The following is a 21,093-nucleotide window of genomic DNA, read 5'->3' as shown; positions in this document are numbered from 1 at the left end:
GACGGCGACCCGCCACGTTGCGCTCCGTGCGCACGCGGCCGGCCGCCGTCCGGTGCGCCGCCCCGGTGGGGCGGATTCCGGCCGGCGGCGGCCCGGTCCCGGACCGCACGCTGCCTCGCCCCGGACGCGGGCGCGGACTTCGCTCAGCCTCGCCCCGGACGCGGGCCCGGGCCGGGCGGTCCGGCCGGGGCCGGGGTGGCCCGGAAGGTGCGCCGGTAGGTGGACGGCGCCACGTCCAGCCGGTCGCGCAGCTGCAGCCGCAGCGAGGCGGCGGTGCCGAAACCGGACTCCCGGGCGACCTGGTCGATGCTCAGGTCGGTGCGCTCCAGCAACTGCCGGGCCCGCTCGGTGCGCTGGGTGGTGATCCACCGGCCGGGGCTGGCGCCGGTCTCCTCGCGGAAGCGCCGGGTGAACGTCCGCACGCTCATCCCCGCCCGGTCGGCGAGCCGGCGCAGCGGCAGCGGCCCGTCCAGGTGCTCCAGCGCCCAGGCCCGTACGGCGGCGGTGCCGGAGCCGCCGGCGTCCACCGGGCTCGGCGCCTCCACGTACTGCTTCTGGCCACCGTCGCGCCACGGCGGCACCAGGCAGTTGCGGGCCACCGCGTTGGCCACCGCGCTGCCGTGGTCGCGGCGCACCACGTGCAGGCACAGGTCCACCCCGGCGGCCACCCCGCCGGAGGTGAGGACGTCGCCGTCGTCGGTGTAGAGCACGTCCGGGTCCAGCAGGACCTTGGGGAACGCCCGGGCGAAGCGCTCGGTGTAGCGCCAGTGGGTGGTGGCCGGGCGGCCGTCCAGCAGTCCGGCCGAGGCCAGCAGGAAGGAGCCGGTGCAGATCGACATCAGCCGGGCGCCGGGCCGGATCCGCCGCAGCGCGGCGGCCAGTTCGGGGGTGAAGGCGGCGTCCACGCCGTCCGGGGTGGCGTCGTGGGAGGCCGGGACCACCACCGTGTCGGCCCGCTCCAGCAGTTCGGGCCCGTGGTCGACGGCGATCCGGAAGTCGGCGCTGGTGGCGACCGGCCCGCCGTCCAGGGTGCAGGTGGCCACCCGGTAGAGCGGGCGGCCGACGTCGTCCCTGGCGTTGCCGAAGATCCGTGCGGGGATGCCGAGTTCGAAGGCGATCACGCCCTCCAGGGCGAGTACCGCGACCAGGTGCGCCATGCCGTTCCTCTCCGGGCCGTCCCCCAGCGGGCGGGTCCGGGCCAGGGTACGCGCCGGGCGTGGCCCGATCCTTGCGAAAGCTGTCATTCCGGCCACTCGCCCGGGCGGCTCCCGCTCGGGAGACTCGTCCACGTGACCGAACGCAGTGCCCTCGCCGCCTCCACGCCCCCCACCGCCTCGATACCCGGCCCCGGCCGGCGCCCCCGGGTGCACTACGCCTGGGTGGTGGCCGCCGTCGCCCTGGTCGTCCTGCTCGGCTCGGCCGGCTTCCGCTCCACGCCCAGCCTGATGATGGACGCCCTGCACAACGAGTTCGGCTGGTCGCTCGGGACGATCTCCGGCGCCACCTCCGTCAACCTCACCCTCTACGGCCTCACCGCCCCCTTCGCCGCCGCCCTGATGGACCGCTTCGGCGTGCGCCTGGTGGTGGTCTGCGCGCTGCTCACCATCTCGGTCGGCGCCGGCCTCACCCTGTTGATGCGCCAGCCCTGGCAGCTCATCCTCTGCTGGGGCGTGCTGGTCGGCCTCGGCAGCGGCTCGATGGCCGGCGCCTTCGCCACCACCATCACCGGCCGTTGGTTCCAGGCCCGCCAGGGCCTGGTCACCGGGGTGCTCACCGCCGCCGGCGCCGCCGGGAACCTGGTCTTCCTGCCGGTCGGCGCCTGGCTGGTCGAACAGCACGGCTGGCGCTCGGCCGTGGTCGTGGTCTCGCTCGCCGCCAGCGCCGTCGCCGTGCCCGTCCTGCTGCTGATGCGCGAACGCCCCGCCGACCTCGGCCTGCTCCCGTACGGCGCCACCGAGGCCCCGCCCGAGCCGGCCCGGGACGGCCGCGCCCTGGCCCGCACCCTGCGGGTGCTGCGCGACGCCGCCCGCACCCGGCCGTTCTGGCTGCTGGCGAGCTCCTTCGCGATCTGCGGCGCCACCACCGCAGGCCTGGTCGGCACCCACTTCATCCCGGCCGCGCACGACCACGGCATGCCCGTCACCACCGCCGCGAGCCTGCTCGCCCTGATCGGTCTGTTCGACGTGGTCGGCACCGTATTCAGCGGCTGGCTCACCGACCGGGTCGACTCCCGGCTGCTGCTCACCGTCTACTACGGGCTGCGCGGCCTCTCCCTGCTCCTGCTGCCCCAGCTGCTGGCCGGCTCGCTGCAGCCGCCGATCCTCGCCTTCGTGGTCTTCTACGGCCTGGACTGGGTGGCCACTGTGCCGCCGACCGTCGCCCTGTGCCGCCGGCACTTCGGCGACGACGCCCCGATCGTCTTCGGCTGGGTGCTCGCCGCCCACCAGATCGGCGCCGCCGTCGTCGCCGGGCTGGCCGGTCTGGCCCGCGACGCGCTCGGGAACTACGACCTCACCTGGTACGGCGCCGGCGCGCTGTGCGCGGTCGCGGTCGGGCTCTGCCTGGCGCTGCGCACCGGACGGCCGACGGACCGGGCGGTGCCCGCCCTGTCCTGAGGGTCCGGAGGCTCCCGAGGGTCCGGAGGCTCCTGAGGGTCCGGAGACTCCTGAGGTTCCGGAGGCTGATTCCTGTCAGGGGGCGTCCTGGCGGAGGGCTAGGCTCCGCTTCATGGCGCTCACCTCCCGGCTCGACTTCACCCTCGACCCGAAGCCCGACCCCGACCTGCGCACCGCCGTGGTGCGGCTGTGGACGGACGTGACCAACGCCGGCGGCGCGGTCGGCTTCGTGGCCCCGGTCACCGAGGACGAGGTCTGGGACACCGCCGACGCGCAGTTCGCCGGGCTCGCCCCGGACGGCCCCGACCGGCTGCTGGTCGCGCACGAGCGCGCGACCGGCCGACTGGTCGGGGTGCTGTTCTTCGCGTCGATGCGCTTCGAGCCGATGGAGCACTGGCGGCTGCTCAAGCGGGTCATGGTGCACCCCGACGTCCAGGGCCTCGGCTACGGCGCCGAACTGCTCGCCGAGGCCGAGCGGGTGGCCCGCGGCTGGGGCCTGGAGTCGCTGCGGCTCACCGCGCGCGGCGGCCTGGGCCTGGAGGGCTTCTACGAGCGCTGCGGCTACCGGGAGGTCGGCCGGGTGCCGGCCGCGATCCGGGTCGCCCCCGGGGACGACCGGGACGACATCACCATGTGGCTCGACCTGCGCTGATCCGCCCCGGGGAGGTGACCGGAGCCCCCTGGCCCGCGCCGGGTGTCAGGCATGCTTGACTGGAAGACCCGCCCCGGCTCGACCAGAAGGATGTGTCCCAGTGAGCAGCAACGGCCCGCAGAAGTCGCACGCCACGCTCCGCTACACCTCCATGCGGGCCAGCATCTTCCTCGGCTGCCTGCTGGTGGCCCTGCTGCTCGGGCACTTCGGGATCATCCCGGTGAGCGGTGAGGCCGGGGTGATCTTCCTGGTCCTGCTGGCCGCGATCGCCTCCGCGCCGCTCAGCTACGTGCTGCTGAGCAGGCAGCGCGACGAGATGTCCTCCCAGATCAACTCCAAGGTCGCCGGGATGCGCAACCGTACCGCCGAGCGGATCGCCGTGCAGAACGCCGAGGAGGACGCCGTGGACGACGCCGCCCGCGCGGCCGCCTCCCGGCAGAACTGATCCCGGGCGCGACCCGCTGTGCCCGCCGAGCCCGCTGTGCCCGCCGAGCCCGCTGTGCCCGCTGAGCCCGCGCACCCGCAGCCGGGCGTCGAATCCGAGGCCGGAGTCGAGGTCGGCGTCGAGGCCGGAGCCGGAGCCGAGCGCCCCGCCGGGACGTGGCCGGCCCCCGTGCGCCGACCCACCGGGCGGGACGTGGCCCGGCTCGCCGGGGTCTCCCAGGCCACCGTCTCGCTGGTGTTCTCCGGCGCCGAGGCCGGCCGCCGGGTCTCCGAGGCGACCAGGGAGCGGGTCCGCGAGGCCGCCCGCAGCCTCGGCTACCGCCCGCAGGCGGCCGGCCGGCAACTGCGGCTGGGCCGGAGCGGAATGATCATGCTGGCCGTGCCGAACCTCCAGGGCCCGTTCTTCGGCCGGGTGCTGGAGGGCGTCCACCACGAGGCCGGCCGGCACGGGCTGGCGGTCGTGGTCAGCTCCGGCTGGGGCAGCGCCACCCTCGCCGAGGCCGCCACCGCGGGCCGCTTCGACGGCCTGCTGATCTGCTCCCCGGACGACAGCCAGCTGGGCGAGCTGCCGCCGGACACCCCCGCCGTCTTCCTGGACGCCGACCCCGGCACCGACCGGGCCCGCCCGACCGTCGAGCTCGACGTGGGCGGCGGGATGCGGGCGGCCGTCGAGCACCTGGCGGCCCTCGGGCACCGCCGGATCGGGCACCTGCGCTCCACCCACGCCGCGTACACCTTCCGGGTCCGGCAGGCCGCCTTCGAGCAGGCCGTCCGCGAACTCGGCCTGGAGGTCGTGGAGTTGGGCGTGAGCCTGAATGAGGGGTACGCGGCCGCGCGGACGGTGGCGGGGGAGCTGCTGGAACGGGCGGACCGTCCACGCGCGGTGATCTGCGACGACGACGTGGTCGCCTCCGGGGTCTACCAGGCCGCCGCCGAGCGGGGGTTGCGGGTGCCGGAGGACCTCTCGGTGGTCGGCATGGACAACATCGCCGTCGCCGGACTGCTCGCCCCGCCGCTGACCACCGTCGACCTGCCCGGTGAGGACCTGGGCCGGGCGGGGGCGGCCGCGCTCGCCGGACTGCTGCGCGGCGAGCCGGTGGAGCCGGTCGCGCCGCTGGCCACCTCGCTGGTGCGGCGCTCCTCGACGGCCCCGGCGCCGGCCTGACGGGCCTCCGGCGAGCCCCGTTCCGACCGGCGGCCGTCCGGTGGTGCGCCGGATCGTACTGGCCCGATCGGGTGAAACCGGGTCCTTTCCTCTCGCGCCGTAGCCTCGGGCATTTCATCGGACGATGAGATTCCGCCTATGCGGACGCCCCGACCACGATGCCCACGCCTGTCCAGAGCCGCCCGACTGGCCACCGCCTTCGGCCTCTTCGCGGGCACACTGCTCACCGGCACCCTCACCGCCCCACCGGCCGAAGCCGCCGTCACCTTCACCAAGACGGTCGACAAGGCCGTCGTGGCGCCCGGCGAGAACGTCACCTACACCCTGCGGTACACCTGCTCGGTGAGCGACTGCACCAACGGGAACATCGCCGACACCCTGCCCGCCGGGATGGAGTTCGTCGGCTGGTCCCCGGACGCCAGCACCGTCGACGTGGCCGGCTCCACCGTCCCGGCCGCGGGCACCGTCGGCGGCGCCCTCGACATCAAACTGCTCACCCTCACCCCGGGGACGACCGCGACCGTCAAGGTCGTCCTCAAGTTCCCCAACTTCACCACCCCGAACAACACCCGGACCGTCAACTCGGCCACCCTGACCGCCGACGGCGAACCCCCGGAGACCGGCTCCGCCACCACCACCGCGATCGTCCAGCCCGACTACAAGGTCACCAAGGGCGTCCAGACCAGCAGCCAGGACGGCCGGTCGGTCACCTACCAGTTCAGCGCCTGCTCCACCGCCGGCGTCCCCAACGTCGACCTGGACGCCAGCCGGCTCGTCGACACCCTGCCGCCCGGCGCCGTCGTCGACACCGCCCGCTCGCCCGGCTGGACCCAGGATCCGAACGACCCCGACCGCTGGACCTACGACATCGGCGCCTTCCGCGCCGTGAACGGCCAGGCCGGCTGCCGGCTGCCCGGCGTGCTGGTGGTCAACTACCCCGACCCGACCTTCCCCAGCGGCACCACCTCCACCAACTCGGTCGTGCTGCAGGGCGATCCGCTCGGCCCCGAGCCGACCCGGGACCTCTCCACCGCCACCGCCGAGACCCCGACCTTCAAACCGCCGGCCACCGGCATCCAGGTCACCGCCTCCAAGGTCTGGCAGGACCGGACCGTCTCCGGCGACCTCACCTCCTTCAGCCTGCACGCCGCCAACACCGCCGGCCCCGCCACCAGCCTGGTGATGACCGACCCCGGCTCCGGCACCACCCCCGGCCTCTACAACTGGCTGATCCCGCAGTCCATCCAGCTGGAGGCCTGGAACCCCACCGGCATCGACCTCACCCTGCAGTACCGCCTGAACGGCGACACCGCCTGGCGGACCTTCACCCCCGGCACCCCCTTCAGCGGCTCCACCAGCCGCCGGATCACCTTCGCCGAAGGCGCCGGCGACCCGGCCAACGACGTGCTCGGCATCCCGGCCGGCCGCTGGCTCGACGGACTGCGCTTCGAGTGGAACGGCCCCATCCCCACCGGCTGGAGCCCCGGCAACTCCGTCCAGGTCCTCGCCCAGGTGGTCACCCCCGGCCACGACGGCCGCACCGCGCCCACCCCGCTGCACAACTGCGTGGACGTCACCGGCACCGACGCGGCCGGCGACACCTCCTCGGCCGGCGCCTGCGCCGACGCCACCGTCACCGCCGCCACCAACCTCGGCGCCGCCAAGACCACCACCGCCGGCGCCGTCCTCGCCCCCGGCGGCATCGCCACCTTCGAGGTCGTCCCCTACAACCGCACCGGACGCACCCTCGACACCCCGCTCGTCCTGTACGACCTGCTGCCGCCCGGCCTGGTCTACGTCGACGGAAGCGCCCGGCGCGACCCCGCCTACCCGCAGTCCGTCGCCCCCCAGTCCGTCCAGGTGCTGCCCGGCCCCAACGGCCGCCAACTGCTCAAGATGACCTGGCCGGCCGGCGCGCCCGACATGATGTACCTCAACGACCAGAAGGCGTACCGCACCCTGATCGACGCCCAGGTCGCCGGCAGCGCCCAGCCCGGCACCCTCACCAACGACGTGTACGTCACCACCGAGGGCGCCACCGCACCCGTCAGCTGCTTCTTCTTCGGCACCGACGGCGGCGTGCCGGACACCCTCGACCTCAACGGCGACGGCAACACCACCGAGACCGTGTGCCACGCCTCCTCGCAGGTCGAGGTGCAGGTCCCGGCCGTGCTGCGGTCCTTCAAGGAGGTCAAGGGCGACCTCGACCGGGACTACGCCACCACCGGCACCACCACCCCCGGCGGCGGCATCTCCTACCGGCTGACCGTCCGCAACGACTCGCCCGACCCGGTCACCGACTTCATCGCGTACGACAAGCTGCCCACCCCGGGCGACGCCTACGTGCTGCGGCCCGACATCCAGCGCGGCTCGGCCTGGACGCCCTCGCTCACCCAGCCGCTGACCTCCAGCGACCCGACCGTGGTGATCGAGTACACCACCTCGCCCACCCCGTGCGTCACCGGCGCCATCACCGTGCCCGGCCCGTGCGACGCCAACGCCCAGTGGAGCAGCACCTTCCCGGGGCCCGGCACCACCACCTGGTTCCGGGTCCGCCGCCCCGGCACCCTGGCGCCCGGTGGCCTCTTCGCCCTGACCTGGCCGATGGTCGCCTCGGTGGACGCCGGCAACGCCGACTTCGCCTGGAACAGCTTCGCCTACACCGCCACCGACTCCAGCGGCAGCCCGCTGCTGCCCGCCGAGCCCGCCAAGGTCGGCGTCGGCGTCCAGGCGCCCGTCCCGCCGAACAACGCGCTCGGCGACTACGTCTGGGCCGACCGCGACGGCAGCGGCATCCAGCAGCCCGGCGAGGCCGGGGTGCCAGGCGTACGGGTCGAACTACTGGACGGCGCCGGGCAGCCGGTCCGCGACAAGACGGGCAAGCCGGTCACGACGGTCACCGACGCCAGTGGGCACTACCTGTTCGACAAGCTGCCGGACGGGGAGTACGCGGTGCGCTTCGACCTGACGACCATTCCGACCGGGGCCAAGGTCACCGTGCGGCACGCCGGGACGGATCCGGCGCTGGACTCGGACGCCGACCCGGGCACCGGGACCACCCAGACGGTACGGCTGGCGGGCGGGCAGCGGGACCTGAGCCTGGACATGGGGCTGGTGCTGGCGGCGGAGCCGTCTCCCTCGCCCTCTCCTTCTCCGTCTCCTTCGCCGTCTCCCTCGCCGTCGCCTTCGCCCTCGCCGACGTCTTCGCCGTCGCCGACCTCGTCGCCCTCGCCGACGTCCTCCCCTTCGCCGACCCCGTCGCCGTCTCCGACGAGCTCGCCCTCGCCCACCTCGTCGCCGTCCCCGACGGCTTCGCCCACCTCGTCGCCGTCGCACAGTCCGACGCACAGCCCATGGCACAGTCCGACGCACGGCCCGTCGCCGTCCCGGAGCCACGGCGGGGGCGAGCTGCCCGGCACCGGTGGGTCCGGGCTGGTGCCGGCGCTGCTCGCGGTCGGTGTGCTGGGTAGCGGTGTGCTGTTCAGCGTGATCGCCTGGGGCCGTCGGGGCCGCCACAGCTGATCACTCCGGATGAGTGGAAAGGAATGACTGCGCCCGCCGGCCAGACCCCGGCGGGCGCAGTCGTCTGTGGGGGCGGGCGGTCAGCCCACCGGGACGGGTTCGGCGAGCGGCGCGGCCGGTGCGCCGTGGAACCAGCGCCGGGCGCCGAACAGCACCAGCCCGCCGAGCGCGATCCCGCCGGCCGCGCAGACCGCGACCGGGCGGAGCGAGCCCTCGGCGAGGTGGCCGGAGACGGCGTAGCCGAGCGAGTTGCCGGTGGCGAACAGGGTGACCAGCCAGGCGAAGGCCTCGGTGACCGTCCCGGTCGGGGCCAGTTCGGCGACCAGGACGAAGGCGGCGGCCAGCAGCGGGGCGAGCACGATGCCGGAGAGGAAGGCCAGCGCGGCCATCGGGTACGGGCCGGGCAGCGTGACCAGCGGCAGGTAGGAGGCGGCCATCGCGAGGGCCATCATCCAGGTCCGGGTCGCGGTGCTCTGCCGCCACTTGACCATGCCGTAGGCCAGCGCGCCGAGCAGTCCGCCGAGCGCGGCCAGCGCCAGCAGGGTGCCCCCGCCGCCGGGCAGCGCGCCGGAGTGCTGCTCGGCGTAGGCGATGAACAGCACGTTCTGCGCGCCGACCGACCAGCCGGCTCCGGCCAGTCCGATCAGCAGCAGCACCAGGCCGGGGGAGCGCAGCGGGCCGAGCAGCCCGGCGGACCGCTCGCGGGCGGGGGCGCGCCAGGTCCGGGCGGGCGCCGCGGTGGCCACGACCAGCGCGCCGGCCAGGCCGAGTCCGGCGGCCACCCAGAGCGCGGCGACCGGGCTGAACAGTCCGGCGATGCCGGCGACGGCCAGCGGTCCGGCGACGTAGAGGATCTGCTGGGAGGCGGAGTCGAAGGCGTACGCGGTGTCGAGCTGGTCCTCGTCGACCACGTCCGGCCAGAGCGAGCGCAGGCAGGGTTCCAGCGGCGGCATCGCGAGGCCGGCGACGGCGGCGCCGAGGGGAGCGGCCAGCGGGGAGCCGGGGGCGAGGGCGAGCAGGGCGTACCCGCCGCCGGCCACCACGGCGGAGGCGAGCAGGACGCGCGGCTGGCCGGTGCGGTCGACGAGCCGCCCGAGCACCGGTCCGCCGACGGCGGCCGCGAGCGCGTAGACGGAGGTGGCCAGACCGATCCGGCCGTACGGGACGCCGGCCTCGCGCAGGGCGAGGGCGATCACCAGGGCGGTCATACCGGCGGGCAGGCGGCCGAGCAGGGTGCCGAGCAGGAGTCGGGTGACGTGCGGGGCGCGGAGCAGGGCGAGGTAGCCCATCGGTGGTCTTCTCCGGTCAGGGCAGGGGAGGGCGGGGCGCTGTCTAAGTTATACGTATAACTGCCAGTCGGTCAATCCGGCCGGGAGACGGATCTGATGGGGCGTCAGCCTCGTTCGTGTCCGGATCTCACTCCCGGGTGCGGGTCCGGGGTGGCTCGATCTCAAACAAGTACTTTGAACATCTCAAACCTTTGCTGCTAACGTGTCGACCGTGACCACCTCAGACGCACTGCGGATGCACGGCCCGGGCCCGCTGCCCGGCGCCGCCCGCCCGGGTGCTCTGACCGGTGCTGTGGACAGCCCGCGCCGTTGTCGCGCCATGAGCTGTGCAGCCATGAGCTGTATCGCGGCGGCACGCCCCTGAAACGGGGTCCGTGACCTCTCCCGCCCGGCCCCGCGCCGTGCCGCCGTCCCCGCTCCACCCCCCACCGTCAGCAACGCCCTCCCCCGGAGTCGCAGCCCCATGTCCACAGCGCCCGAGGCGACCTCGTCGCCGTCCGTGCTCGCCCGCATCCGCAAGACGCCGTTCTGGGTGCAGATCGTCGCCGGCCTCGTGCTCGGCGTCGGCCTCGGCTACCTGGCCCGCGCCGCCGACATCTCCTGGCTGGCCACCACCCTGGAGACCATCGGCAAGATCTTCGTCCAGCTGCTCAAGCTGGCCGTGCCGCCCCTGGTCTTCACCGCGATCGTGGTGAGCGTCGCCAACCTGCGCAACGTCACCAACGCGGCCCGCCTGGCCACCCGCACGCTGCTCTGGTTCATGGCCACCTCGCTGATCGCGGTCGGCATCGGCCTGGGCCTGGGCCTGCTGACCAACCCCGGCCAGGGCACCAACCTCAAGACCGAGGGCCTCAAGGCGCTCGACTCCAAGGGCACCTGGATCGACTTCCTGACCGGGATCTTCCCGACCAACATCGTCGACGCCTTCGTCAAGGTGAACGTGCTGCAGATCGTCTTCATGGCGGTCGTGGTCGGCGCCGCGATCATCAAGCTCGGCACCAAGGCCGAGCCGGTCCTCAAGCTCAGCGAGACCGTGCTGGAGCTGACCCAGACCGCCCTGTGGTGGGTCATCCGGCTCTCCCCGCTCGGCACCCTCGGCCTGATCGGCAAGTCCGTCGCCAAGTACGGCTGGGACCTGCTCAAGCCCTTCGCCACGCTGACCCTCGACATCTACGTCGGCTGCGCGCTGGTGCTGTTCGTCGTCTACTCGCTGGTGCTGCGCTTCGCCGCGGGCCTCAACCCGCTGCACTTCTTCAAGGGCGCCTGGCCCGCCATCCAGCTGGCCTTCGTCTCGCGCTCCTCGGTCGGCACCCTGCCGGTCACCCGCCGGGTCACCGAGCGCCTCGGCGTCCCGAGCGAGTACGCCTCGTTCTCGGTGCCGTTCGGCGCCACCACCAAGATGGACGGCTGCGCCTCGATCTACCCGGCGATCGCCGCGATCTTCGTCGCCCAGGTCTACAACATCGAACTGGGCATCAAGGACTACATCCTGATCGCCTTCGTCTCGGTCGTCGGCTCGGCCGCCACCGCGGGCCTCACCGGTGCGATCGTCATGCTGACGCTGACCCTGTCCACCCTGGGCCTGCCGCTGGAGGGCGTCGGCCTGCTGCTGGCCATCGACCCGATCCTGGACATGATGCGCACCGCCACCAACGTGGCCGGCCAGGTGGTCGTGCCGGTCGTGGTCGCGGCGCGGGAGCGGATCCTGGACGTGGCCGCGTACAACAACCCGTCCGGGGACCTGTACGAGGAGGACGTGCCGAAGGCCGCCGTTCCGGCGCGGGCCGACGCGAAGGCTCCGGCCGCGGCCTGATCCCGAACGGACCTGTGCGAGAGCCCTTCCCCGGGCGACGGGGGAGGGCTCTTCGGCGTTCCTCGGGGCGACGGGGAGGGCCCTTCGGCGGTCCTCGGCGCCTGCTCGGGCGGGGCCCGAAAAAGGCAGGGGGCCCGCCGCGATGGGCAGGCCCCCTTGGGTGTTGCTCTTGTGCTCATGGTGACGGCTGTCGGGAGCCGCCGGCGGACCCGAAGGGGTCCCGAGCGATCAGAACATCAAAGGATGGTCAGATAGGGGTGACGTTCTCCGCCTGCGGGCCCTTCGGGCCCTGAGTGACGTCGAAGTTGACCGCCTGGTTCTCCTCCAGCGAGCGGAAGCCGCTCGCGTTGATGGCGGAGTAGTGGACGAAGACGTCGGGGCCGCCGCCCTCCTGGGCGATGAAGCCGAAGCCCTTCTCAGCGTTGAACCACTTGACGGTTCCCTGAGCCATTCCGTTCTCCTTGCGATGCGTGTCGGGGGCCACACCGTGTGGTCCCCGGTCCGCTGCGCTGATCGCCCTGCCTCCGGACGAGTCCGAAGTTTTTCGATATTGCTGAAAAACTACAAAAAGCCTGCGGTTACATGCTCCGCAGGCTTCAAGTACTGCAAGGGGAATCAAACTGCAACTGAGGGCAACGCTAGCATGCGGTCGCTGTGACGACCAGAGGTCACTTGCCCTCCGGACAGTGCGTGTCGTAGGCCCCCGGATCGGGCTGGAAACCGGTGCAGGAAGGCGCGTTGGAAGCACGTGCCGGAGCGGACGGCAGAGGTCCGCGCGCGTGTCGGGTGGCCGGTGCGAGCCCCCGCGAACAGCGGGCATACGCTGCGGGGAAGCGCACGAACAGTAAGGGAGCGGCGCAGTGGCAGCACCGGACGGACAAACGCGGGAGCCCGAACCCCAGGGGAACACCCCGGTCAGGCCCAGGGTCGGCCATATTCAGTTCCTGAACTGCGTCCCCCTCTACTGGGGCCTCGCCAGGACCGGCAATCTGCTCGACCTCGACCTCACCAAGGACACCCCGGAGAAGCTGAGCGACCAACTCGTCGGCGGCTCCCTCGACATCGGGCCGATCACCTGCGTGGAGTACCTGCGCAACGCCGACGACCTGCTCGTCCTGCCCGACATCGCCGTCGGCAGCGACGGCCCGGTGATGTCCTGCCTGATCGTGAGCAAGGTGCCGCTCGCCGACCTCGACGGCCGCCGGGTCGCCCTCGGCTCCACCAGCCGCACCTCCGTCCGGCTCGCCCGACTGCTGCTCGAGGAGCGCGAAGGCGTCCGCCCCGACTACTTCAGCTGCCCGCCCGACCTCAGCGCGATGCTCGCCGAGGCCGACGCCGCCGTCCTGATCGGTGACCCGGCACTGCGCGCCTACCTCGGGCAGGCTGCCGACCTCGGGCTGACCGTCCACGACCTCGGCGAGATGTGGAAGGAGTGGACCGGCCTGCCGTTCGTCTTCGCGGTCTGGGCCGTGCGCCGCGAGTTCGCCGAGCGCCGCCCCGAGCTGACCGCGGCCGTCCACCGGGCCTTCCTGGAGTCCCGCGACCTGTCGCTGGTGGAGGCCGCCAAGGTCGCCGAACAGGCCGCCCGCTGGGAGGCCTTCGGGGCGGACGTGCTGGAGCGGTACTTCAGCGAGGCGCTGGACTTCTCGCTGGGTGGGCGCCAGCTCGCCGGGGTCGCCGAGTTCGCCCGGCGGGTGGCGCACGACAGCGGGTTCGCGCCGGATGTGACGGTGCGGCTGCTGGAGCCGGCGGAGTTGCCGATCGGGTAGGAGGACAGTGGGGCGGTAGAGCGGTAGAGCGGTAGGGCGGGGCCTCGGGGGCGGGGGCCGGTTCGGCCCGGTACGGTCTGCTCCCGAGGCGCGTCCGGCGGGTGCTGCGCGGGGCGCGGTTCGGGAGCGGCGCACGCGGCCGGGCACCCGCCCGGGGCCGCGCGTGCGCGTGCGAGGGGAGCGTGCGGGGCATGCGGGCACTGGGGTCGGACGATCCGCGCCAGGTGGGCGCCTACCGGCTGCTGCGGCGGCTCGGCTCGGGCGGGATGGGCCGGGTCTACCTCGGCCGGACGGCTGGCGGACGCACCGTCGCCGTCAAGGTGGTCCGGACGGAACTCGCGGACGACACCGAGTTCCGCGCCCGCTTCCGCCAGGAGGTGGCCGCCGCCCGACGGGTCGGCGGCGCCTGGACGGCGCCCGTCCTGGACGCCGACACCGAGGGCGAGCCGCCCTGGGTCGCCACCGGCTACGTCGCCGGCCCCGCACTCGACGCCGCCGTCCGGGAGCACGGTCCGCTGCCGGAGACCGCCGTCCGCGCCCTCGGCATCGGGCTCGCCGGAGCGCTCGCCCACGTGCACGGGCTCGGCCTGGTGCACCGCGACGTCAAACCCTCCAACGTGCTGCTCACCCTGGACGGGCCCCGGCTGATCGACTTCGGGATCGCCCGGGCCCTGGACGCGACCAGTGGTTTCACCCGTTCGGGGTATGTGGTGGGCTCGCCGGGCTTCATGTCGCCCGAGCAGGCGAACGGGCGGCCGTCCGGACCGGCCGGGGACGTCTTCTCGCTCGGCGCCGTCCTCGCCTTCGCCGCCACCGGCGTCCACCCCTTCGGCGAAGGGGTCAGCGCGGCCGTCCTGCTCTACCGGGTGCTGCACGAGGAACCGGACGTCACCGGGGTGCCCGACGCCCTGCGGGCCGTCGTCCTCCACTGCCTGGCCAAGGACCCGGCCGCCCGGCCCACCCCGCACCAGCTGGGTGCCTGGCTGGACCCGGACGGTGCGGTCGCCGGCCGGCTCGCGCGGGGGGACTGGCTGCCGCCGGCGCTGGCGGCGGGGGTGGGGCGCAGTGCGGTGGAACTGCTGGACCTGGAGGGGGACTCGGCGGGTTCGGGGGACTTGGGGGACTTGGGGCACGCGGGGGACGGGCAGGGGTCGGGGGCGCTGTCTGCGTCGGGTGAGCGGCCGTTGCGCGCCTATCCGCCCGGGACGGGCGCGTACCCGGGGATCGCCCGGCGGCGGCGTCGACCGGCCGTGACCGCGGGGGCGGTGGCGCTGGCGGTCGCCCTGCTCGGGGGTGTCGGGTACGGGCTGTACGCGCTGGTCCAGCGGCCCGATCCGGCGGTGCCGGTGCCCTCGGTGGGGCCGATGCCGATCCCGTCCATCGATCCGAGTGCGGCCATCGCGTCGCCCGGGGCCTTCGTGCCGGACGGTCCGTCCGCTTCGACCTCCACTTCCGCTTCCGTCTCCGCGTCGCGGTCAGGCTCTCCGTCCGGGGTGTCCCCGGCGCCCGGGGCGGGTGGCGGCGACGCGGTGCCGGCGGCGTTCCTGGGCACCTGGAGCGGGGACATGGTCACCGACAAGGGGCTGCCCGGCGGCACCACCACGATCACCGTCCACCAGGCGGCGGTCGGCCAGGAGGCCACCACCAGCCGCAACGCCCTCTCCGGCCTCATCTCGATCAGCTGCGAGGGCGCCTGGATGCTCAGGTCCGTCGCCGACACCAAGCTGGTGTTCCAGTCCCGGCTGGTGCGCTCCTCGATCCCCGGCGCCTGCACCGGCGGTTCCAACGCGGAGACGCTCACCCTGCAGTCCGACGGGACGATCCGCTTCACCTCCGCCGACCCGGCGGCCGGCAACCCGGCCGGCACACTGCGCCGGGTGGGCGGCGCCACCCCGTGAGGTGGGCTCCGGACCGGCCGGCCGACGGGAGCGAAGCGGGCCGCGGCGCAGTGCGGACACACAGTGCGGACACACAGGGCAGAGGCGCAGTTCAGCGGGCTGACGCGGGCGCCCGAAACGCCTGGCGTAGGCTGGTTCGGCCGTACCCGAGTAGCACTTGAGAGAGAGAAGGCCGCCAGGTGACCGAGCTCGCAGCGACCACCCTCGATGCGTCCAGCACCGACCTGCAGGCCGTGCTCGACCGGGCCGCCGCCGGCGGCCGGATCACCCCGGAGGAGGCGCTGGAGCTCTACCGCTCGGCGCCGCTGCACGCGCTCGGCTCCGCCGCCGACGCGGTGCGCCGCCGCCGCTACGCGGGTACCGAGCACATCGCGACGTACATCATCGAGCGCAACATCAACTACACCAACGTGTGCGTGACGGCGTGCAAGTTCTGCGCCTTCTACGTGCCGCCGAAGAGCGACAAGGGCTGGTCGCGCGAGCTCGACGAGATCCTGCGCCGCTGCGCCGAGACGGTCGAGCTGGGCGGCACCCAGATCATGTTCCAGGGCGGCCACCACCCGGACTACGGCGTGGAGTACTACGAGCGCGCGTTCTCGGCGATCAAGGCCGACTTCCCGCAGCTGGTGATCCACTCGCTCGGCGCCTCCGAGGTCGAGCACATGTCCCGGATCTCGGGCGTCTCCATCGAGGAGGCCATCACCCGGATCCACAAGGCGGGCCTGGACTCCTTCGCCGGCGCCGGCGCCGAACTGCTGCCCGAGCGGCCGCGCAAGGCGATCGCCCCGCTCAAGGAGTCCGGCGAGCGCTGGCTGGAGATCATGGAGACCGCGCACGGCCTCGGCGTGGAGTCCACCTCCACCATGCTGATGGGCACCGGCGAGACCAACGCCGAGCGGATCGAGCACCTGCGGATGATCCGCGACGTGCAGGACCGCACCGGCGGCTTCCGCGCCTTCATCCCGTACACCTACCAGCCGCAGAACAACCACCTCAAGGGCTCGACCCAGGCCACCGTCTTCGAGTACCTGCGGATGATCGCCATCGCCCGGCTGTTCCTCGACAACGTCGCCCACATCCAGGGCTCCTGGCTCACCACCGGCAAGGAGGCCGGCCAGCTGTCGCTGCACTACGGCGCGGACGACCTCGGCTCCGTGATGCTGGAGGAGAACGTCGTCTCGGCGGCCGGTGCCAAGCACCGCTCCAACCTGACCGAGCTGATCCACCTCATCCGCGCCGCCGACCGCGTCCCGGCCCAGCGCTCCACCACGTACGAGCACCTGCGGGTGCTGGACGACCCGGCGAACGACCCGGTCGACGCCCGGGTCGCCTCCCACATCGCCTCCACGGCGATCGAGGGCGGCACTGCGCACCCCGAGCTGAAGATCCTGGACAACTGAGTCCGGCCCCGAAGCCACCGTGCTGACCCTCCACCGGGCGGCGTTCCTGCTGCCCGACCCGGCCGATCCCACCGCCCCGTCCTTCGCCGACGGGGCGGTGGTGGTGCGCGGCGAACTGGTCGAGGCCCTCGGGCCGTACCCGGAACTGGCGGCGGCCCATCCGTCGGCGCGGGTCCGGGACTGGGGCAACGCCGTGCTCACACCCGGGCTGCGCAACCCCTGCGGGCAGCGGCTGTTGGAGCGCGACTACCACCCGGACCCGCGGGAGGAGATCGGCGTCGAACCGGTCGCGGACGGGCTGGTGGGCTGCACCGACGAGGCCCGGTACGGGGCCAGCGCGCGGCGCGGGCTGCAGCGGATGCTCGGGTTCGGGGTGACGGCGGTGGCCGGGCCGTTCGAACGGGCCTCGGTGCGGACGGCGGTGGCGCGGTCCGGGCTGGTCGCGTTGCCGGGGGGTGCGGGGGCTCTGGACGCGGCGGCGCCGGATGCGGATGCGGTGGGGGCCTCCGAAGTGGTGGGGGTGCTGGATCCGTTGGCGGTGCTGCCGTTGATGCGGGCCGTGCACGGGCGGGTGGCGGCCGGTGGGCGGGCGGACTTCGCGGTGTTTCGGGTGGTTGCGGCGGCGGGTGGGGTGGAGCCGGCGTCCGGTGGGTGCCTGGCGACCGTGCTGGGCGGGCGGTTGGTGTACCGGCGGCGGTGAGGCCCGGCGGCGGTGAGGCCCGGCGGCAGTGAGTCCAGGCAACGGTGAGGCCGGCCGGGGCCGGTGATCGGGCCCGGTGTGACGTACTCATCAGTAGGCGGATTGCCTTGCCACGTACGGGACTTCCTTCGTGTGCACCCGAACTGCCGCGCCCGCTGCGGGGGATGATTGCCCCTTCACCGTGACCTGAGGGCCCGCCAGCGGATACGATCCCGGACAGCTCACTCCGTACGCTCACCACACCACCGCCCGTGCCCGCGGGTGGCGGGGCCGTGTCCCAGGCCCCGGAGGCAAGCCAGGACAGGAACCATGCGAACCGCGACCGTCCCCCCGCCGCGCTCCCCGCGGTTGGGCCGTGGTTGGTACCTCGCCACCGTGCTCAGCGCCGTGCTGGCCGTCGGGATGTGCCTGCTCGGTTGGCGCCAGGCCGACCAGGCCGACCGGATCGCGGCCCACCCGGTAAGAGTCGAGGGCGTCGTCACCCAACTGCCGACCGGCGGCGGCACGTACAGTGCCGTCAGCTACAAGGTCAGCGGCCAGCCGCACACCGCCGCCGCGTTGCCGCTCTCCGACGGCGCCAAGGTCGGTGACGCGGTCTGCCTGGAACACGCGGCCGACGACCCCGGCGCGGTACGGATCTGCGGCGACACCTACCCGCAGCCGGTCGGCGTCGGACTGGCCCGGTTCAGCGTGCCGGTCGCCGTCCTGCTGTTCGTGATCTGCGTACTGCGCATCCGGCGCCACCGGCGGGACGTCGCGGTCCGCAGCGGGCACGGGCGGCTCGCCGCCAACCTCGCGATGGCCACCGGGGCGCTCGCCGAGGGGATGCCCGCGATAACCCAGGGCAAGCGCTCGCGGCGCCGGCGCCGCGCGGGCGGGCGTCGGGGCGCCCACTAGGACGGGGCGGGGGACGCCGTGGGGTGCGGGGTTCCCCGGCCGGCGCCCCCGGGAGGACCTTCGATCGGACCTTCCGGCGGGCCGACTGGTGCGCCCCGTGGGTCGGGGTGTCCGTCACAGGGTGAACAATGGGGGGCGTGACCCGAGCCTCCCTGGACAAGCAGCCGCACGAAGTCGCCGCCATGTTCGACGACGTCGCGGCCAAGTACGACCTCACCAACGATGTGCTCTCCCTCGGCCAGGCCCGTGCCTGGCGCCGGGCGGTGGCCGAGGCGGTGGCCGCCGGACCCGGGGACCTCGTGCTCGACCTCGGAGCCGGCACCGGCACCTCCTCGCTGCCCTTCGCCGAGGCCGGGGCCAAGGTCGTCCCGTGCGACTTCTCGGTCGGCATGCTCACCGAGGGCAAGCACCGCCACCCCGAACTGCCGCTCACCGCCGGCGACGCCACCCGGCTCCCGTTCGCCGACGACACCTTCGACTCGGTGACGATCTCCTTCGCGCTGCGCAACGTCCAGGAGACCGACGCGGCGCTGCGCGAGATGCACCGGGTCACCAAGCCCGGCGGCAAGCTGGTGATCTGCGAGTTCTCCACACCGACCTGGACGCCGTTCCGCACGGTCTACACCGAGTACCTGATGCGCGCGCTGCCCCCGGTCGCCACCGCCGTCAGCAGCAACCCGGACGCGTACGTCTACCTCGCCGAGTCCATCCGGGTCTGGCCGGACCAGCCCGCGCTGGCCGCCCGGATGCAGGAGAACGGCTGGTCGAAGGTCGCCTGGCGGAACCTGACCGGCGGGATCGTCGCGCTGCACCGCGGGTACAAGCAGGCGTAGCCGGGTGGCGGGGGCGGCGGGGACTCCGGCCGGGCGGTGTGATGCGGGTTCGGCCGGGGCGCGGTGCGATGCGGGTTCGGCCAGGGCGCGGTGCGATGCGGGTTCCGCCGCGGCGGTGGGGCCGTTGGGCGGAGGCGGCTCCTGCATGGGGCGCGGGGTTCCGGCGGCGGGGGGTTCCGGCGGCGTGAGCGGAACTAGACTGCCGGAGACAAAAGCCGCCATCCCCCCGCCGCAGCTCCAGGAGTGTGTCCACGTGTCCGAGACCGCAGCCGATCTGACGAAGCCGGACAGCACGGTCGAGAGCACCGCCGACGTCATCGTGGTCGGCGCGGGCCCGGCCGGCTCCACGACCGCGTACTACCTCGCCCAGGCCGGGCTGGACGTGCTGCTGCTGGAGAAGACCGCCTTCCCGCGCGAGAAGGTCTGCGGCGACGGCCTCACCCCGCGCGCCACCAAGCAGCTGGTGGACATGGGCATCGACGTCTCCACCGAGAACGGCTGGCTGCACAACAAGGGCCTGCGCATCATCGGCGGCGGCGTCCGGCTGGAGCTGGACTGGCCCGAGCTGGCCTCCTTCCCCGACTACGGCCTGGTCCGCAAGCGCGCCGACTTCGACGAACTGCTCGCCCGTCAGGCCGAGAAGGCCGGCGCCCGGCTCTACGAGCGCTGCAACGTCAGCGGGCCGGTCCTGGACGAGCGCACCGGCCGGATCGTCGGCGTCACCGCCAAGCTCGGCGAGGAGAAGCGGCCCGTCACCTTCCGGGCCCCGCTGGTGGTCGCCGCCGACGGCAACTCCACCCGGCTCTCCCTCGCCATGGGCCTGCACCGCCGCGAGGACCGTCCGATGGGCGTCGCCTACCGCACCTACTTCAACTCGCCCCGCCACGACGACGACTACCTGGAGTCCTGGCTGGAGCTGTGGGACACCCGCGACAGCCAGCGCAAGCTGCTGCCCGGCTACGGCTGGGTCTTCGGCATGGGCGACGGCACCTCCAACGTCGGCCTCGGCATCCTCAACTCCTCGCCCGCGTTCGGCGAACTCGACTGGCGCGAGGTGCTCAAGGCCTGGTGCGCCAGCATGCCGGCCGAGTGGGGCTACACCCCCGAGAACATGACCGAACCGATCCGCGGCGCCGCCCTGCCGATGGCCTTCAACCGGCAGCCGCACTACACCCGCGGCCTGCTGCTCGTCGGCGACGCGGGCGGCATGGTCAACCCGTTCAACGGCGAGGGCATCGCCTACGCGATGGAATCCGGCCAGATCGCCGCCGGCGTCATCGTGCAGGCCCACGCCCGCGTCACCGAGGGCGGCCGCGAGCGCGCCCTGCACGCGTACCCGCGCATCCTCAAGGACGTGTACGGCGGCTACTACACGCTCGGCCGCGCCTTCGTGAAGCTCATCGGCAACCCCAAGGTGATGCAGCTCGCCGCCCAGCACGGCCTGCCCCGGCCGCTGCTGATGCGCTTCACCCTCAAGCTCCTCGCCAACCTCACCGACCCGCAGGGCGGCGACGCGATGGACCGCCTGATCAACGGGCTGGCGAAGGTCGCGCCCAACGCGTGACGCCTCCCGAACGGGTGGCGCCTGCCAACCGCGTGACGCCTGCCCAACATGTGGCGCGGTGAGGTCCGGCGCTTGCTGCGGGACGGTGTCTAGCGGGCTTCGGGGGCCGTCTCGGGTGTGGCCTCCGGGGCTGCACCCGGGGACGCCTCCCGCTCCGCTGTGTTGCGGGAGGCGTCCGAGCGGGAGGCGTCCGAGCGCTGCTCGACGTAGGCGAGCCGCTCGGCGAACACCCGGGCCGCGTCGGGGGTGAGCGTCCGGAGGGCGACGAGGGCGCTGAAGACGACGTCGCAGAGCTCGTGCTGGACGTCCTCCCAGGTGTGGGTGACACCCTTGCGCGGGTTCTGGCCGGTTGCCCCGATCACCGCCGCGCCGACCTCACCGACCTCCTCGGAGAGCTTGAGGAGCCGCAGCAGGCGCTCCTCCTGCGGCGTCTGGGTAGTGTGCTCGTCCAGCCATGCGACCAGGTGGTCGACGCTCTCCCAGATCCGGCTGTCCATGCGGTGCTGCTCCCTGCGGTGTCGGTGGTGCTGCC

The 21,093-nt window shown here is 73.5% G+C and carries 17 protein-coding genes; 13 read left to right on the top strand and 4 right to left on the bottom strand.

The window, feature by feature from the left end; genetic code table 11:
- Positions 1-143 precede the first annotated feature (143 nt).
- Positions 144-1,157, bottom strand: a complete 1,014-nt coding sequence (locus ACZ3YL_RS13570) for a GlxA family transcriptional regulator (RefSeq protein ID WP_188305330.1) — start codon at positions 1,155-1,157, stop codon at positions 144-146.
- A 132-nt stretch (positions 1,158-1,289) separates the two neighbouring features.
- Between ACZ3YL_RS13570 and ACZ3YL_RS13565 the strand changes: the two genes are divergently transcribed.
- The 5 genes from ACZ3YL_RS13565 (at position 1,290) to ACZ3YL_RS13545 (ending at position 8,398) form a co-directional block, all read left to right on the top strand.
- Positions 1,290-2,615: an MFS transporter gene (locus tag ACZ3YL_RS13565; RefSeq protein WP_188305329.1), complete on the top strand. Its 1,326-nt coding sequence runs from the start codon at positions 1,290-1,292 to the stop codon at positions 2,613-2,615.
- Positions 2,616-2,727: 112 nt separating this feature from the next.
- The gene (locus ACZ3YL_RS13560; protein ID WP_188305328.1) at positions 2,728-3,267 is read left to right on the top strand and encodes a GNAT family N-acetyltransferase; all 540 of its coding nucleotides are present in this window, start codon (positions 2,728-2,730) and stop codon (positions 3,265-3,267) included.
- Between the two features lie 100 nt (positions 3,268-3,367).
- Positions 3,368-3,712 carry a DUF4229 domain-containing protein gene (locus ACZ3YL_RS13555; protein ID WP_317621108.1) on the top strand — a complete coding sequence of 115 codons (345 nt, stop codon included), beginning with the start codon at positions 3,368-3,370 and terminating at the stop codon, positions 3,710-3,712.
- 54 nt (positions 3,713-3,766) lie between these two features.
- Entirely contained in the window at positions 3,767-4,876 is a 1,110-nt protein-coding gene (locus ACZ3YL_RS13550; RefSeq protein WP_465657232.1) for a LacI family DNA-binding transcriptional regulator, read from the top strand.
- A 138-nt stretch (positions 4,877-5,014) separates the two neighbouring features.
- The gene (locus tag ACZ3YL_RS13545; RefSeq protein ID WP_465657230.1) at positions 5,015-8,398 is read left to right on the top strand and encodes an SdrD B-like domain-containing protein; all 3,384 of its coding nucleotides are present in this window, start codon (positions 5,015-5,017) and stop codon (positions 8,396-8,398) included.
- A gap of 80 nt (positions 8,399-8,478) precedes the next feature.
- On the opposite strand, the gene ACZ3YL_RS13540 is transcribed toward ACZ3YL_RS13545, so the two are convergent.
- Positions 8,479-9,687, bottom strand: a complete 1,209-nt coding sequence (locus tag ACZ3YL_RS13540) for an MFS transporter (protein WP_465657228.1) — start codon at positions 9,685-9,687, stop codon at positions 8,479-8,481.
- 463 nt (positions 9,688-10,150) lie between these two features.
- On the opposite strand from ACZ3YL_RS13540, the gene ACZ3YL_RS13535 reads away from it, so the two are divergent.
- Positions 10,151-11,500 carry a dicarboxylate/amino acid:cation symporter gene (locus ACZ3YL_RS13535; protein ID WP_188305324.1) on the top strand — a complete coding sequence of 450 codons (1,350 nt, stop codon included), beginning with the start codon at positions 10,151-10,153 and terminating at the stop codon, positions 11,498-11,500.
- Positions 11,501-11,747: 247 nt separating this feature from the next.
- Here the strand turns inward: ACZ3YL_RS13535 and ACZ3YL_RS13530 are convergent, their stop codons facing one another.
- Positions 11,748-11,951: a cold-shock protein gene (locus tag ACZ3YL_RS13530; RefSeq protein WP_188305323.1), complete on the bottom strand. Its 204-nt coding sequence runs from the start codon at positions 11,949-11,951 to the stop codon at positions 11,748-11,750.
- 409 nt (positions 11,952-12,360) lie between these two features.
- Between ACZ3YL_RS13530 and ACZ3YL_RS13525 the strand changes: the two genes are divergently transcribed.
- The 7 genes from ACZ3YL_RS13525 to ACZ3YL_RS13495 all read left to right on the top strand — a co-directional run bounded on the left by ACZ3YL_RS13525 (position 12,361) and on the right by ACZ3YL_RS13495 (position 20,561).
- Positions 12,361-13,269, top strand: a complete 909-nt coding sequence (locus ACZ3YL_RS13525) for a menaquinone biosynthetic enzyme MqnA/MqnD family protein (RefSeq protein WP_465657226.1) — start codon at positions 12,361-12,363, stop codon at positions 13,267-13,269.
- Between the two features lie 191 nt (positions 13,270-13,460).
- Entirely contained in the window at positions 13,461-15,167 is a 1,707-nt protein-coding gene (locus ACZ3YL_RS13520) for a serine/threonine-protein kinase (RefSeq protein ID WP_465657224.1), read from the top strand.
- A 179-nt stretch (positions 15,168-15,346) separates the two neighbouring features.
- Positions 15,347-16,567: a cyclic dehypoxanthinyl futalosine synthase gene (gene mqnC / locus ACZ3YL_RS13515; protein WP_188305149.1), complete on the top strand. Its 1,221-nt coding sequence runs from the start codon at positions 15,347-15,349 to the stop codon at positions 16,565-16,567.
- Positions 16,568-16,586: 19 nt separating this feature from the next.
- Positions 16,587-17,267 carry an imidazolonepropionase-like domain-containing protein gene (locus tag ACZ3YL_RS13510; RefSeq protein WP_465657222.1) on the top strand — a complete coding sequence of 227 codons (681 nt, stop codon included), beginning with the start codon at positions 16,587-16,589 and terminating at the stop codon, positions 17,265-17,267.
- A 309-nt stretch (positions 17,268-17,576) separates the two neighbouring features.
- Complete coding sequence (locus ACZ3YL_RS13505; protein WP_465657220.1) at positions 17,577-18,164, top strand: hypothetical protein; 588 nt, start codon at positions 17,577-17,579, stop codon at positions 18,162-18,164.
- Positions 18,165-18,301: 137 nt separating this feature from the next.
- Positions 18,302-18,997 carry a demethylmenaquinone methyltransferase gene (locus ACZ3YL_RS13500; protein WP_188305147.1) on the top strand — a complete coding sequence of 232 codons (696 nt, stop codon included), beginning with the start codon at positions 18,302-18,304 and terminating at the stop codon, positions 18,995-18,997.
- 274 nt (positions 18,998-19,271) lie between these two features.
- Entirely contained in the window at positions 19,272-20,561 is a 1,290-nt protein-coding gene (locus ACZ3YL_RS13495) for a geranylgeranyl reductase family protein (protein WP_188305154.1), read from the top strand.
- 89 nt (positions 20,562-20,650) lie between these two features.
- On the opposite strand, the gene ACZ3YL_RS13490 is transcribed toward ACZ3YL_RS13495, so the two are convergent.
- Positions 20,651-21,058 (bottom strand): MazG-like family protein, encoded by a 408-nt coding sequence (locus ACZ3YL_RS13490; RefSeq protein ID WP_465657218.1) that lies wholly within the window; start codon positions 21,056-21,058, stop codon positions 20,651-20,653.
- Positions 21,059-21,093 lie beyond the last annotated feature (35 nt).

It is taken from the genome of Kitasatospora sp. NPDC023176 (assembly GCF_055560495.1).
Note: the sequence above shows the minus strand (reverse complement) of the source record. Positions and strands in the feature narration are given on the sequence as shown.